This is a genomic window from Caballeronia sp. SEWSISQ10-4 2 (assembly GCF_030464885.1).
In the GTDB taxonomy this organism is placed as follows: domain Bacteria; phylum Pseudomonadota; class Gammaproteobacteria; order Burkholderiales; family Burkholderiaceae; genus Caballeronia.
This window is the reverse complement of record NZ_JALPRJ010000001.1, coordinates 191297-206111: the sequence shown is the minus strand read 5'-3', so window position 1 is coordinate 206111 and position 14815 is coordinate 191297. Positions and strand designations below refer to the sequence as shown.

Here is a 14815-nt window from a genome sequence, read left to right as displayed (position 1 = left end):
ACATCGCAACACATCGCAACAAACGGAGGAAACACAATGGCACGACCCAAATTCGGCCTGTTCGGTGCGTTGTTCGCGATAGGCGGCGTGCTTGCCTGGCGCTGGGCGCAATCCCAACGCGACGCTTCAAAACGCGGAGCGCGTGAACTCCATCGCTGGGAGGGCGAGGGCGGCAAGGTCGTCACGCCGGCGAGCGCATCAGCTGCCACGCCTGTGTCGCCGGTCAGGTCGTCGAACGGCCAGGGCAACGGCACGCTGGGTGGCACACCGGAGGCGTGGCACTTTCCGCATAGCTGAAATTCACACGAGTTTGCCGGCTCAAATTGCGCTGCTTGATGTGCTACCTGAGTGCTACCTGAGCATGAGGTGTGTACGCCGCGCATGACGTAAGTGGACTATTAAGCGGACTATTCGAGACGCACGCCTTGGCGTGCGTTTCATCTTGATAAAGCCTTATAATCGACTGACCCTCAGTAATAATTTTGCTAAATGGCAATAATTGCCCGATACAGTCAGGCGCCATTCGCGAAACCGGAAAGTCTTTCATCTTTCGGCGTACTTGAGTTTCTCTCGGTGCGCATTCGGCCTGGTGGCGCGCAGTTCTTTTAGCTCCGTCCCAGAGACCTCCACGACGCCTTCTGCATCGTGTGACCCTCAACGCTTTGGATAAATTCGAGACGCATGCCACACGTATTGATTGTCGATGACGATCCCAGTACCCGCGAGGCACTAGCCGCGATCATCGGCGAAGACGGACTGACAACAGCCACGGCGGGCGATCTGCGCGAAGCGCGGATTCAGCTTGTGCGCCAGACGCCGGACGTTGTATTCACGGACCTTAAATTGCCCGATGGTTCGGGCGTCGATCTGTTCGAGGATCTCGATCCCCGATCCGGCGTGGAAATCATCGTCATTACCGGACACGCGACCGTGGAGTCGGCGGTCAACGCGCTGAAGATGGGCGCGACGGATTATCTCGTCAAACCCATCAACATGCAGCGCGTCAAGGCGATCCTGAGCCGCCTGCCGCGTCCCGGCGACCTCAAGGCCGAGATCGGCACGTTGCGAGGCGAACTACGCCGCATGGGCCGCTTCGGTCTGATGCTCGGCAATTCTCCCGCCATGCAAACGGTCTACGACCAGATCGGCCGGGTGGCGCCTACGGCGGCGTCGGTGCTGCTGATCGGCGAATCGGGTACCGGCAAGGAAGTCGCCGCGCAGACGCTTCACGAGCTGAGCCTGCGCCGCAAGCATTCGTTTATCGCGGTGAACTGCGGAGCGATCTCGCCGAACCTGATTGAATCGGAGATGTTCGGGCATGAGCGCGGCTCGTTCACCGGCGCGGATCGTCAGCACAAGGGCTACTTCGAACGCGCGAACGGCGGCACGCTATTCCTCGATGAAATCACCGAGATGCCGATCGAACTGCAGGTGAAACTCCTGCGCGTGCTCGAGACCGGCATGTTCATGCGGGTCGGTACGACGAAAGAAATCGAGACCGATGTGCGCCTGATCGCCGCGACCAACCGCGATCCGGAGCAGGCCGTACTCGAAGGCAAGTTGCGGCTCGACTTGTATCACCGGCTCAACGTGTTCCCGATCAACCTGCCGCCATTGCGCGATCGTGGCGCCGACGTGGAGTTGCTGGGCCAGGCGTTCCTCGACGAACTTAATTCACGCTACAACACCAAGAAGACGTTTCCGCCCTCGGTGCGCGACATGCTTGCGTCGTATCCATGGCCGGGCAATGTGCGTGAGCTCAAGAACTACGTGCAGCGTGCGTACATCATGTCGGGCGCCGAGTCCGACAGTACCGCGACCGTGCCGTTGCAGATCTCGCTGGCGAAGCCATCGACGGGAACCGCGGTCACCATTCCATTCGGCACGTCGCTCGCTGAAGCGGATCGTCAGTTGATCCTCGCCACGCTCGAACAGTGCGGCGGCGTGAAGACGCGGGCAGCGGAGATCCTCGGCATCAGCCTGAAGACGCTGTACAACCGGCTGGTCGAATACGGCGATGACGCCGCGAACAAGGCGGCGATCAGCGAAGCCAGCGAAGTAGGCGACGCCGGTACCGGCAGCCGCTGATACCAGGGCTCAAGGTTTTCAAGCCGGCGTAATGGCCGGCAACGAGCAGCAGGTGAGTCAAACGCCCGTGTCATTGGGACATCGAAAGATGTCTGCTTTGGACGGGCGTTTTTCATTGGCGCTCGCGAATGCAGCGCCGATAATGTCAAAAGGCCCGTGGGTTGATGCAAGCATTACGTGGACTCGGGGCATGGCCTTTGCTGCGACTGAATGGCTTGGCTCGTGCGAGATCCGGCACCTTGCAGCGCATCGAGCCAATCTCGAGAGTCCTTGGCCGGATTGGCCGCGGCGCCAGATCCGGACGAGTGTCATCATCATAAGATCCAGGGAGCCCGCCATGACCGATCTCGCCTCGCTTCAACGCCCATCGCGCACGTCATGCTTCACGTTACGCTTCATGCCGGTCCACGCGCAAACACCGCAGCCGCCCGACCCGCCGTTCAATCCCGACATGCCGCCGTCGCCCGATCCGCAGGAGCCGCCCGACACGATTCCGGATCCGACCCGCGAGCCGCCGTCGCCGCCGAGTCAACCGATCGGCGATCCGCCTCCGGGGCCGAATGAAACGCCGCACGTCTCGGGCACGTTGCATTGAACATATTTCCATCGGTGCTGTAGGCATTACAACGCATTACGCAAGAGTGACCGGATAGATGTGATGTGTGCGGTTGTTTTTGCTGGATTTTGTTGGTAATCCGTCGCCGAACCTGTTCTCCGACGGCCTTCTTTTCTGGAGGCATCCATGAGGCACCCCGCACTCCGTCGTTCAGCACGCCATTCATCGAAGCGTGAAGCGCGGCCTGATCCAGCCAAAATGACCCCGCCCGACGCCGCTGCAGATCCCGGAAGTCCGGCTGATCCAGGCAGCCTGCAACCACCGCACGATCCCGCCGGACAGAACCGCCCGGCCCCGGGCGTGCCGCCGGACGGCGACCACAACCAGGGCGGCATACGGAAGGAAGGAATCGATTATCAACGGGATCTCGGGTCGGAACAGGACGCCTGAATCACGTCGATACAGCCGTTTCATGCGATGCGCGCCACCACGAAAATCTTCTGCGTGGCGCGCTATAACCGCTTGTTTTTGTTCGCCTGTCACATTTATACACAATTTTTATTTTCCAAATTGTAAAAAAGGCACGTGTCTTGCATTGGTAAGCCGGTCAATTCGAACGAGCAACGACAACTGATGAGGTGAAGCTGTAATGAGCAGATTGATCGTGGTATCGAATCGCGTCGCACCGATCCAGGAAGGCAAACCTGCTGCAGGTGGTTTGGCGATCGGTGTCCTGGACGCGCTGAAGGAGACAGGCGGTGTGTGGTTCGGCTGGAGCGGCGAGATTGTGGGTGAGGCATCGGCGCCGGTCATCGAGAAGCGCGGCAACGTGACGTATGCGACCGTGGGGCTGACCCGGCGCGATTACGATCAGTACTATCGCGGCTTTTCCAACGCGACGTTATGGCCGACATTCCACTATCGCAACGACTTGTCGCGGTTTGATCGTGAGGAATATGCCGGTTACGCGCGCGTGAACGAGGCCCTCGCGAAGCAACTCAAACCGCTGCTGGAGCCCGACGACATCATCTGGGTCCACGACTATCACTTGCTGCCGTTTGCGCAGGAATGCCGGGCGGCGGGCATCAAGAATCCCATCGGTTTTTTCCTGCACATCCCATTTCCGGTGCCTGAAATCCTGCGTACGGTGCCGCCGCACGAGGAATTGATCAAGGCGATGTGCAGTTACGACATCGTAGGTTTCCAGACCGAGGCGGACAAACAGTCGTTTGTCGACTACATCGAGCGCGGGCAGCTGGGGCATCTCAGCGAAGACGGGATGCTGCAGGCGCATGGGCGGATGCTGAAGGTGGGTGCGTATCCTATCGGCATTTATCCGGACGCCATTGCAAAGACCGCCGAGCAATTTTCGAATCGCAAGCCGGTAAAAAGCCTGCGCGACAGTTTGCGCGGGCGCAAGTTGATCATGAGCGTGGACCGGCTCGATTATTCGAAAGGGCTTGCCGAGCGTTTCCAGGCGTTCGAGCGTCTGCTGCTGCATGCGCCGGGGTGGCATGGGCGGGTGTCGATGGTGCAGATCGCGCCGCCAACGCGTTCCGATGTTCAGACGTATCAGCGCATCCGGCAGAATCTGGAGGGCGAGGCCGGGCGTATTAACGGCCGGTTTGCGCAACTCGACTGGACCCCGATCCAGTATCTCAACCGCAAGTACGATCGCAGTCTGCTGATGGCGTTGTTCCGCTTGTCGCAGGTCGGGTATGTCACGCCGTTGCGCGACGGGATGAACCTGGTCGCGAAGGAGTATGTGGCGTCGCAGGATCCGGCCGATCCGGGGGCGCTCGTGCTGTCGCAGTTCGCCGGCGCGGCCGATCAATTGCCGGGCGCGCTGGTGGTCAATCCGTTCGATTTGTCGCAGATGTCGGAGGCGCTGGAGCGGGCGTTGTCGATGCCTCTCGCTGAGCGTCAGGCGCGTCATACCGACATGATGGCGCCGCTGCGCGAGAACAATCTATCAGTGTGGCGCGATTCGTTCCTGACCGATTTGCGGAGCGTGGCGACGGCGGCATCGGTGACAAAAAAAGCGGTGAGCCAGGTGACGGAGGCGAAACGCCCAGCCCGCGCTTCGAGCTAAGTATTGCGTTGCACACGTAAGACAAATCCAGCCCCGCGCCGATAAAACGCCGCGGGGTTTTGCGTTAAGCGGAAAGACAGTACCGGGAGAGCCGTAAAGTAAGAAATACTAAATAAATGAACCAAGCTGCCGCTGCAAACCGGGAGGCCCAAGGGAAAACCCGAAATCCGCGCTACCATCGCAAGAAAAGCAAAACTTGCGGGAGCGCAACGCCTTGAACACAGCAACAAAAGACGGAAGACTGAAATCCTTCTGGTCCTGGATCCAGGACCCGATCGTCCAATGGTCGCAGGACCACTGCGTCATGTTTTCCGCTTCGATCGCGTTTTTCGCGGCTTTTTCGCTAGCCCCGACCCTGCTGATCATCATCGCAGTGGCGAGCATTTTCTTCGGCGCGGATGCAGTCCAGGGGCGTCTGTTCGGCGAAATAGCTGACGTAGTAGGCGCAGATGCGGCCCATGCCCTGGAAGCGATCGTCGCCAATGCGTGGCATGCAGACATCGCAACGCGCACTGCGATCGTATCGGGCGTGGGTGTGCTGGTGGGGGCATCGGCGACCTTTTCATCGCTTCATACCGCGCTCAACGTCATCTGGCCGGCGCCCATCGCGGGTACCCGGGAAAGCATCCTGGCAATACTGCGAGTCCGCGCGATCTCCTTCGCGTTCGTCCTGGGTGCGGCCTTGCTGATTGTCGCGTTGCTCGTACTCGACGCCCTTGTGGTCATCGTCGGTCAATGGGTGCTGGGCACGGGCGGCCCGTCTTTCCTGATCGCGGCGCTGGCGCAGCGAGCCATCTCCCTGCTGATGATGGTCCTGGCCTTCTCGGTGTTGCTTAAATTCCTGCCCAGCACGCGCATGCAATGGCGCGATGCCGCGCTCGGCGCGCTGACCGCGGCATTGTTGTTCGAAGGCGGCAAACGGTTGTTTGCGTTCTACCTGCAGCACGCGGGCATGGCGAACACCTTCGGCGCAGCGGGGTCGCTCGCGGTCATCCTGATGTGGCTGTACTACTCGGCGGCGGTGTTCCTGCTGGGCGCGGAAGTCTCGGCGATGGCCGCGCGCAGACGCACGCAACGAGTCTCCGGCTGGCGATAAAAAAGCGCCCGAGGATTTCTCAAGGGGGCGCTTTTTTCAGGCAACAATGCGATCAATCATCAAGCCCGACGCAACTCCGCCGGCGGCACCTTCATCAGATGGCGATACTTCGCCACCGTCCGGCGCGCCACGATCACTCCCTGATCCGCCAGCATCTTGGCGAGACTTACATCGGACAGCGGATCGCTGCTGTTCTCCTTCGCGATCATTTCTTTCAGCAAGGCCCGCACGGCGGCCGCCGAACACGTACCGCCGCTTTCGGTGCTGAGTTCGCGCGGGAAGAAGTGCTTGAACTCGAAAATACCGCGCGGCGTGGACATGTACTTGTTGCCCGTCGCGCGGGAAATGGTCGATTCATGGAGTTCGAGTTCATCGGCGACATCGCGCAAAACCAGCGGTTTAAGCGCGATTTCCCCATAGTCGAAGAACGCCTTCTGATGCGACACGATGCATTCCGCCACGCGCTGAATGGTCGTGAAGCGTTGCTGCGCGTTACGGATCAGCCAGCGCGCTTCCTGCAATTGTTGAGCAAGCGGCGAGCGGCTTGCGCCCGCCGACTGCGCGAACAATTCGGCGTACATGCGATGAATACGCGCGCGGGGCAGCACGGCCGGGTTGATCGTCACGACCCAGTTCTTCTTGACCTGGCGCACGATCACGTCGGGCACGACGTAGTTGTCTTCCGCCGCACCGTAATTCGCGCCCGGCTTGGGATCGAGTTTGCGCACGAGCGCGCAGGCAATGCGCAGTTCTTCCGCGCTGCAGCCGATCTTCTTTTGCAACTCGGCCTGCTCACGTCGCGCCAGCCGCTCCAGGTGATGCACAACGATCTCGAGCGCGACGTCGCGTCCCGGTGTTTCGGGACACAACGCCTCGAGTTGCAACGACAAACATTCGGACAAGGTACGCGCGCCGACACCTGGCTTGTCGAGCGATTGCACGAGCTTCAATGCAATATTCAATTCGTCCTCGGACAATGCCGGCTCGATATCGACCAGCTCCGACAACTCCTGCAAGTCCTGACGCAGGTAACCATCGTCATCGAGTGCTTCGATGATGAGCTGCGCCACCGCGCGGTCGCGATCGTTGATGGGATAGAGCCGCAGCGTATCGTGCAGCGTTTCATGCAGCGACGGTTCGATGCGAACCCAGTCAGCCGGGTCGGAGCCGTCGCCATCGCCGTTATTGCGAGTCGAGCTCCGGCCGAACGGATCGGACGAGAACTCGCTCATTGAGTCCTCATGCGACTGTGAGTCGCTGTTGTCCGAAGCATCGGCGTTGCTCTCGGCGGCCATCGGCACATCGGCGGGCGCGTTCTGATCGCTTGCCATGGGCGCGTCGCCCATGGAGTTGCCGTTATCGGTGGAGAGCGCGTTATCTTCCGCTTGCGTCTCGTCGTATTCGAGGAAGGGATTCGTATCCAGGGCGTTGCGCAATTCCTGCTGGAACTCGAGCGATGAAAGTTGCAGCAGACGAACCGATTGCTGGAGGCGCGGCGTGAGCGCAAGACTTTGCTTGGTACGTAGTTCGAGAGAAGGCGGCATTGCGTGTTATTCCTCAATGTTGGGACTTTTGTGGTCCCTTAATAGCAACAGTCATGCCATGCGGGTCGCAGGGCGCGTGAGCGCTAGGTTTCAATGCGATTCCCTTGGCCGGCGGCATGGCCGGGCGTTCGATCAAGCCCTGACGGCGCGCACTTTTTACACGCGCGCGGGCAAAAGGACTGCGCGTATCAAGACTCGCTGTGAGTCGCCTGCGATTGGTGAACATCGGCGGGACAAAAGATCGGGTAAGCGTTGCCACATGCGGTTTCAACGCTGTTCTCCGGGTTACATTTGCCGATTGTTGTTTGCGGTGCGGCATGCTACTTGCGAATGACATATCGCTACGGGTGGCGTGTTGGCGCTGCCTGTATGAAAACGAGCAGGTCTTCGCAGCGCTCATGCTGCGGCCGTACGAGGCGGCCTGCGTTCAATAAGACAGCGGGAACACCCGCAGTTTTTTAAACCGTATAGAAGGAGAGAAACCTATGAAGTCGACCCAGATCCTGAAGGCAGCCGGTTGTATCGCGTGTGTCGTGTTTGCGCTTAACGTCAATGCACAAACCGCCACCACATCAACGGGCGCCTCCACGTCGATAGGTACAAAGGTCGATGACACGGCAATCACGACCAAGGTCAAGGCCGAGTTGCTGGGCGCGAAGAACGTGAAGTCCACGCACATTCATGTGAAGACGCGGGCTGGCGTTGTATCGTTGACGGGCACGGTGCCGTCGTCTGAAGACAAGAGCGGCGCGGAAGATGTGGTGTCCAAAGTGGATGGCGTGGCGTCGGTGCGCAATCACCTGAAGGTCGTCCAGTAAGTGTTTTAGCGAAACGGGCGGCGCGGGTGCTGCCCGTTTGTTGGTGTTGTCGGTAGCAGGATGATTGTGGGATTAAATAAATAAGAAGTACGAATTGTTATGGTTGCACGTAGTGCGTCACTCATAACGGCTTCGGTCCTCGATCCGGGTATCGGCGAACCAGGCCCTCAGGGAAAAGGAGATTTTTCATGAATCGAACGAACAAGTTTGCATTGCTTGGCGCGATGGCTTTTGCGCTGTCAGGTCCGGTACTGGCTCAATCTGCCGGTGGCTCGTCAGGAGGGCCGACGGCCGGCGCGGGCGCCAGTGAAGTAGGTGGGCACGGCGGTGCCACTGCGGCGCCGACTGAAGGCGGTATGGCGGCTTCCGGCAGCATGGGTATGAGCAAGAAGGGCATGGGTGGTACGACTATGCACAAACAGAACAAGGCAATGCATGCCAAGGGCGCGTCGGCTGCTGCTGCGGCATCGGCGATGGGTACCAACGACAAAGGCTCGCCGCAGTAGCTTGCGTTATGCATTGGGGCTGCCTTGCAAAACCCGCCGGCCGCTCTCGCGGCCGGCGGGTTCTTTAACGTGCGCCGTGTGGTTTCTGATCTGCTGTCCCGATGGATTTTGCAACGGCCGCGCGAGCCCGCTGGACGATTGAATCGTGACTGATAGCGAACCCCCAAACGTAACTATTCGCATCGATGTAAAAAAGCCGCCACGCTTTTCAGCGCAGCGGCTCGACTGCAGCCTACGAGCAGTGACTATGGCTTAGTTGCCGCGTATTGGTCGCGCAGATCGCGAATACGGTCGTGGTTTTCGATCACGCCCTGGTATTGGCGTTCCACGATGGCACGTACGTCGGCGGGCAGTTCCTTGTCCAAAGCATCCCGATAATTTTTCTTCGCCACATCTTCGCCGCGCTCGCATTCAGAGAGGATCGCGTGATCGGTACGGTGCGCCACTGCCGACTTGACATCGACCCAGCCGCGATGCAAAGCGCCGCCAACCGTGCCGCCAGTATGCGGTTTTCCGCCTAGCCGCTGGACCACGTCCTGCAACTCGCGTGCGCCGCGCGCGCAGTCTTCGGCGCGACCGGTGAAGAGTTGCTTCAGGGTGGGATCCTTGGTGTCTTCAGCGGCCTTCAGGAAACCCTTCTCGCCGTCCTTCGACGTTTCAACCAGATCGTTCAGTGCCGATACGATATTAGTGCTCATATGAACCTCCTGTGAGTGATCGAAGATGGCCCGCAGTCCTCTTTTTGCCGTGGACTGCGGTCGAGGGGAGAGACGCAACAGCCGTGCCCGATACTGCGAAACCGGGAGCGCCCGACGCCGCGAATCAGCATAAAAAGGCGGCGCATGACGCGCTTCCAGGTTACCGGCGCGAGCGCAAAAATTGCTTGGCAACCAAGAGGGTAAATGGGCGGCATTTGCTCTCCCAACCATGGCCAAAATTTTCTACTGAAGAAGCAATTACCCTCGATACGCACGAGCTTCTCGCGTTCAACCCCGGGGTGTAGTTAGTAAGGTTCTGAAAACATAAAACAACGAAAAAGCCGCTCGCGGCGCTCAACGCGCGGAGCGGCTCAAATCACCCGGTCTTATGCACGCGGTTCCGCAAATTCGCGAACCGGTTGCGGCGGTTTGACAGGATCGAAATCGGCCCAGCGGCCATTTCGCCATTGCCCCGAAGCACGTTCGACTTCCTTGCCACCCGCATCTCGAAGGATGGCTGCTGCTTCCGCCTGCAATTCCGGCGCAACGTGAACGGCGACGACTACGCCGGAGTGCCGAGGGTCAACGGCATTCGCCGAGTCATGATTGCCGGTGCTGGTTGAACTGGCCGCCGCGCGTTCGCCGGAACGCGCATGCGCCATGGCGCCGATCAGCGATCCGACATACGCACCCGCGCCGGCGGCCAGCACGGCAGCCAGCCAGGGAGCTTTGAACAGCACGAACAAGGCCGCGCCGACGATCGCCCCGAGCACCGCGCCGATCGTGACGCCTTTGCCCGCACCCTTCGATACCTCTTGCGCGCTTGCGTCGGCCTGGTGGTCGCCGCCGATCAGTCCATGCTGACCGCTTGGGGCGACGTAGAATAGCGTGACATCTTCTTCGAGAAACCCGCGCGCGAAGAGGCGCTGGGCGGCGGCTTCGGCTTTGGGGAAGGTTTGAAACCGTCCTGCAATGATCAGCGACATGAGGACCTCCGGGAAGCGTGTGAATCAGTGAACCGATGACGGATGGACCGCCGCGGTCATTCCGGTTCCATGCCCGCAACGCGAAACAATCCGCTACGTAATACGACGCTCTCTCCGCCATTGCTGTCAAGGGCTTCCGCACACACCGCGTGGATTCGCGCGCGGCCCCGTTCGAACGCCGGCAGCAAATCGTCTTCCCGTACGGATGCAGCGCCAAAATGGTCCTCGAGCGCTTCGGCGGAGATGGAACACACTACCGGCTGAGCATCGACGAGCGCGGTGAAGTGAAGCGCGAAATCGTCGCCGTCATAGGTCGGCGGGTCGTTGGAAAACTGGATGTGCATGGTCGAGTCCTCATAGACTGGCCGGGGATCAGGGACGGTTGGGGCGAGCGGACCAGACGCGGCGTTCATGAGGTCACGCCCTTGAGCTTGGCGAGTTGCCGGGCCATTGCATAGTGATACTTGATAATCGGCAACGCTTTGATCGCAGCGTTATTCCCGGATGCCAACCGCGCCGACTTTGGCGAATATTCGTCGGTGAACCAGCCATGAAATAAGCTCCCTAGTGCAGTAAACGAAGCGGCTCCGGCGTGCGGAGTCTCGCTCGCTCGATTCAGCAAAGGGTGTGCCCAATGGCTTTTGACGGTTTTTGAATGCGGGACCGGATTGGCGATGGATTCAGGCGGTCGCAGGTGTCTTGCTGTGCGAAATACGCATCAGGCTGGCGAGCGCCGCCGCAGCAGCGAACCCCGCCGCGACGACCAGCGAGATGGTCGCGCCGTGCTGCGGCGCACTGCCGAAAATCAGCGCGACAAGCGCCGCGCCGAGTGTCTGTCCGGAGAGCCGCGCCGTCCCTAGCATGCCGCTTGCACCGCCGCTGCGACTACGCGGCGCCGACGACAACATCTGGCGATTGTTTGGTGACTGGAACAGACCGAAGCCGAGGCCGCACAGTGCCATGCGCCACGCGATATCGAAGGGCGCGGGATGCGCTCCGGTTGTCGCGAGCAGCAGCAAGCCGAGGGTCATGAGAGCCAGCCCGACACCACCCAGTGCGCCTGCGGAATACCGGTCGGACAGCATGCCGGCGAGCGGCGCGATAAACACGATCACCAGCGGCCACGGTGTCATCAGAAAGCCTGTCTGAACCTGGCTCATGCCAAACGTGTTCTGCAGCAAAAACGGCAGCGAGACAAACGTCAGCATTTGCGCGGTGAACGAGCAGAACGACGTCGCAATCGACAGCGCGAACACGGGGATTCTCAGCAGATCGATGGGCAGGAGCGGCGCGCTTTGCGTCAGTTGCCGCCGCACGAAAAAGTATCCGATCACGCCTGCGACCAGAAACTCGGCGAGCACGTACGGACGATGTTCACCGTGACCGAGTCCATCGATAGCCGTGATCGCGAGCCCGAACACCGCCGCGTTCATCAGCGCGCTGAGATAGTCGTAGGGTTGCCGGTGTCCCGGTGTGCGCGGCAACGCTTTCCAGCCCAAGGCTAACGCAGCGATGCCGATGGGCACGTTGATCGCGAAGAGCCACGGCCACGGTGCGACCGCGAGCACGCCGGATGCGACCGTCGGTCCGATGACCGCCGAGATCGCCACCACGGAGGCGTTGATGCTGACGCCGCGGCCAAGATGTTCGGTGGGATAGATCATGCGCACCAGCGCCGTGTTGACGCTCATGATGCCCGCTGCGCCGAAGCCTTGTATCACGCGTGCAATAGCCAGCGAGCTCAGAGATCCCGAGAGCGCGCATCCGAACGACGCGATGGTGAAGAGCGCGAGCCCCGACATGTACACACGCCGGTAGCCGATCCGGTCGCCGAGCGAGGCGAGCGGCAGCAGCGAGACGGTGATGGCGAGCTGATACGCGTTCACGACCCAGATGGAGTCGGCTGGACTGGCGTTCAGGTTGCGGGCGATGGTGGGAAGCGCGACGTTGGCGATAGCGCCATCGAGTACGGCGAGCGTGATGCCGAGCGCCACGACCAGGATGGCCCAATAGCGCTGGGGAAGAGGAAGGCCTTGTTCTGCGTCCATCGATAGGGAAGGAGAGGGGAGCGCGAAGTGTAAGGCTCGCGCCTTTCAGATGGGTTACTTCAAAAAGGTCCGCGCGGCATTAAAGCTGAGGCAGCTGACGCGCGGACCTTGAGCCCGGTGCTTATTTCAACTGATACAGGCCGGTGTAGGTCGCCGAATCGATTTCGTTCAGATGCGTCATGAAACGCGCGACTGCGTTGGTCGCGGTGATATCGAGCGGCAGGTGCTCCGCCTTCAGCGCGTGGATCCGGAAAATGTAGCGATGCGGCTTGTCGCCACGCGGCGGCGCAGCGCCGCCGAAACCGACCGTGCCATAGTCGTTGTGCAGTTGCAGCGCGCCGGCGGGCAGCAGGCTGCCGTCGGCCTTGCCGGCGTTTTGCGGCAGCGAGCGTGTCTCCACCGGAATGTTCACCACGATCCAGTGCCAGAAACCGCTGCCGGTGGGCGCGTCGGGATCGTAGACGGTGAGGGCGAGGCTGCTGGCATCGGCCGGTACGCCGTCCCATTGCAGCGCGGGCGAGAGGTTCTCGCCATTTACGCCGAATGCCTGCTGATCGAATTCGTGATTCTTCGAGAGATGACCGTTGGCCGCGAATTCATCGGACCAGATTCGAAAGTCAGCCATGGAACGTGTCTCCTTTGATGGGGTTGAAGATACCGGCGTAGACCGGTGCTGAGCCGTTCGCGCGTGTGCGCGTGAAGCGCACGTCCCGCGGCAGTTCAGCGCCCTCGTGCAGCAAACATGCCTGAGGTCCGTTCATTGTTGCTCAAAGCCGCCGCCGTTGCGTCGCATCGACTTTTCGTTCTAGCCTTTTTCCGCCACGTCTGCGCATAAAATGGCGAAGCCGGGCACTTCAAGCCCGATTATCGGAAAGGGATGGACATGCCGAACAACCAGGGGCGCGTTTTGCAGAGTGCGGCGACGGCGTCGACGACGGCATCGAGTGTACCGGCGGACGACGCCGACATGTTCGACCTCGCGCCCGTCTCGCTGTGGCTCGAGGATTTCAGCGCCGTGCGTGAGCTGTTCGAAGACTGGCGCGCGCAAGGGGTTGTCGACCTGCGCGCTTTCCTGCGCGAGGACACGGCGCGGATTGCCGAGTGCTCGTCGCGCATCCGGCTGATCAAGGTCAACCAGCGCACGCTCACGCTGTTCGGCGCGAAGGATATCGATCATCTGGTGCTTAATCTTGGCGCTGTTTTTCGCGACGACATGCTGCTCACCCACGCCGACGAGCTCGAGCAACTGTGGTCCGGCAAGTCGAGATTCGTGAGCCAGACAGTGAACTACGCGCTCGATGGCAAGCGGCTCGACGTGTTGCTGAAAGCGGTGATCCTGCCCGGCCACGAAGCGACCTGGGACCGCGTGCTGGTCACCGTGGAAGACATTACGGAACTCGAGGACGTGCGCCGCAAGGCCGCGCTGAGCGAGCTTTATGCGCGTGGCCTGTTCGAGCATTCACCCGTGTCGCTGTGGGTTGAAGACTTCCGCAGTGTGAAAGCGCTGCTGGACGATATTCGTGAACGCGGGATCGTGGATTTCCGGACCTTCACGAATGTGCATCCGGAATTCATCGAGCGGTGCATGCAGGAAATCCACGTGCTCGACGTGAACCAGCACACGCTGACCATGTTCGGGGCGCCCGATAAAGCCACGCTGCTCGGCCGCCTGGGCGATGTTTTCCGCGACGAGATGGTGGCCCATTTCCAGGAGCAGCTCATCGATCTCTGGGATCACCGCCTGTTCCATCAGCGCGAGGTGGTCAACTATTCGCTGGAAGGCCACCAGTTGAATGTGCATCTGCAATTCTCGGTGTTTCCCGGCCACGAAGCCGATTGGGACCTCGTGCTCGTCGCGCTCACCGACATCACCGCGCGCAAGAAAGCGGAGGCGTACCTCGAGTTCCTCGGCAAGCATGACGCGCTCACGAAGCTCAAGAACCGCTCGTTTTACATCGATGAAATGAACCGGTTGGAGCGCAAAGGTCCGTTCCCGGTGACCGCCGTGGCCGTGGACGTGAACGGCCTCAAGATCGTCAACGATCAACTCGGCCACGCCGCCGGCGACGCGCTATTGCGGCGCGCGGGTGAGGTGCTCAGCAAGGCCGTCGAAAAGCCGAGCCATGCGGCGCGCATTGGCGGCGACGAGTTCGTGCTGCTCCTGCCGGGTGTGGACGAACGCGGCGGCGCAGCGGTGATCGAAAGCATCAGGCAACTGGTCGAGGTCAACAACCAGTTCTACTCGGGCATGCCCTTGAGTTTTGCGATGGGCGCGGCCACCGCGCAGGATGGCGAGCGGCTCGAAGTCATGATGCAACGCGCCGACGCCGCCATGTATGCCGAAAAGCGCGCGCATTACGGCGCATCCGGCTGAGCGCACTAC

16 protein-coding genes are annotated in these 14815 nt (G+C 60.7%); 9 read left to right on the top strand and 7 right to left on the bottom strand.

The genetic code is table 11. The features are described 5' to 3' along the window. Nucleotides 1–36 precede the first annotated feature (36 nt). From M0D69_RS00910 to M0D69_RS00885, 6 genes are all read left to right on the top strand, one after another. Nucleotides 37–297, top strand: coding sequence for a hypothetical protein (locus M0D69_RS00910; protein WP_301780212.1), 261 nt, complete (start codon nt 37–39; stop codon nt 295–297). A gap of 384 nt (nt 298–681) precedes the next feature. Then, on the top strand, nt 682–2088 hold the full coding sequence (locus M0D69_RS00905) for a sigma-54 dependent transcriptional regulator (protein WP_301780211.1): 1407 nt from the start codon (nt 682–684) through the stop codon (nt 2086–2088). A 337-nt stretch (nt 2089–2425) separates the two neighbouring features. Next, entirely contained in the window at nt 2426–2683 is a 258-nt protein-coding gene (locus M0D69_RS00900) for a hypothetical protein (RefSeq protein WP_301780210.1), read from the top strand. 147 nt (nt 2684–2830) lie between these two features. Beyond that, a complete protein-coding gene (locus M0D69_RS00895) occupies nt 2831–3094 on the top strand; it encodes a hypothetical protein (RefSeq protein WP_301780209.1) in 264 nt (87 codons plus the stop codon). Between the two features lie 199 nt (nt 3095–3293). Beyond that, nucleotides 3294–4736, top strand: coding sequence for an alpha,alpha-trehalose-phosphate synthase (UDP-forming) (gene otsA / locus M0D69_RS00890; protein WP_301780208.1), 1443 nt, complete (start codon nt 3294–3296; stop codon nt 4734–4736). 196 nt (nt 4737–4932) lie between these two features. Next, nucleotides 4933–5832, top strand: a complete 900-nt coding sequence (locus M0D69_RS00885) for a YihY/virulence factor BrkB family protein (RefSeq protein ID WP_367619669.1) — start codon at nt 4933–4935, stop codon at nt 5830–5832. Between the two features lie 59 nt (nt 5833–5891). On the opposite strand, the gene M0D69_RS00880 is transcribed toward M0D69_RS00885, so the two are convergent. Beyond that, on the bottom strand, nt 5892–7376 hold the full coding sequence (locus M0D69_RS00880; protein WP_301780206.1) for an RNA polymerase factor sigma-54: 1485 nt from the start codon (nt 7374–7376) through the stop codon (nt 5892–5894). A 485-nt stretch (nt 7377–7861) separates the two neighbouring features. Between M0D69_RS00880 and M0D69_RS00875 the strand changes: the two genes are divergently transcribed. Both M0D69_RS00875 and M0D69_RS00870 read left to right on the top strand, forming a co-directional pair. Further along, nucleotides 7862–8194, top strand: a complete 333-nt coding sequence (locus M0D69_RS00875; RefSeq protein WP_301780205.1) for a BON domain-containing protein — start codon at nt 7862–7864, stop codon at nt 8192–8194. A 188-nt stretch (nt 8195–8382) separates the two neighbouring features. Continuing rightward, nucleotides 8383–8700, top strand: a complete 318-nt coding sequence (locus tag M0D69_RS00870) for a hypothetical protein (protein ID WP_301780204.1) — start codon at nt 8383–8385, stop codon at nt 8698–8700. 245 nt (nt 8701–8945) lie between these two features. Here the strand turns inward: M0D69_RS00870 and M0D69_RS00865 are convergent, their stop codons facing one another. The 6 genes from M0D69_RS00865 to M0D69_RS00840 all read right to left on the bottom strand — a co-directional run bounded on the left by M0D69_RS00865 (nt 8946) and on the right by M0D69_RS00840 (nt 13193). After that, nucleotides 8946–9398 (bottom strand): PA2169 family four-helix-bundle protein, encoded by a 453-nt coding sequence (locus M0D69_RS00865; protein WP_301780203.1) that lies wholly within the window; start codon nt 9396–9398, stop codon nt 8946–8948. Nucleotides 9399–9784: 386 nt separating this feature from the next. After that, nucleotides 9785–10384 (bottom strand): hypothetical protein, encoded by a 600-nt coding sequence (locus M0D69_RS00860; protein WP_301780202.1) that lies wholly within the window; start codon nt 10382–10384, stop codon nt 9785–9787. 56 nt (nt 10385–10440) lie between these two features. Beyond that, a complete protein-coding gene (locus tag M0D69_RS00855; RefSeq protein WP_301780201.1) occupies nt 10441–10797 on the bottom strand; it encodes a DUF1488 domain-containing protein in 357 nt (118 codons plus the stop codon). 267 nt (nt 10798–11064) lie between these two features. Then, nucleotides 11065–12432: an MFS transporter gene (locus M0D69_RS00850; RefSeq protein ID WP_301780200.1), complete on the bottom strand. Its 1368-nt coding sequence runs from the start codon at nt 12430–12432 to the stop codon at nt 11065–11067. Between the two features lie 121 nt (nt 12433–12553). Further along, entirely contained in the window at nt 12554–13057 is a 504-nt protein-coding gene (locus M0D69_RS00845) for a YbhB/YbcL family Raf kinase inhibitor-like protein (RefSeq protein ID WP_301780199.1), read from the bottom strand. Continuing rightward, on the bottom strand, nt 13050–13193 hold the full coding sequence (locus M0D69_RS00840; protein WP_301780198.1) for a hypothetical protein: 144 nt from the start codon (nt 13191–13193) through the stop codon (nt 13050–13052). Before M0D69_RS00840 ends, M0D69_RS00845 begins: the two co-directional genes overlap by 8 nt. Nucleotides 13194–13399: 206 nt before the next feature. Here M0D69_RS00840 and M0D69_RS00835 point away from each other — a divergent pair, with 206 nt between their 5' ends. Then, nucleotides 13400–14806 (top strand): GGDEF domain-containing protein, encoded by a 1407-nt coding sequence (locus M0D69_RS00835; RefSeq protein ID WP_301780347.1) that lies wholly within the window; start codon nt 13400–13402, stop codon nt 14804–14806. The last annotated feature ends 9 nt before the right edge of the window (nt 14807–14815 follow it).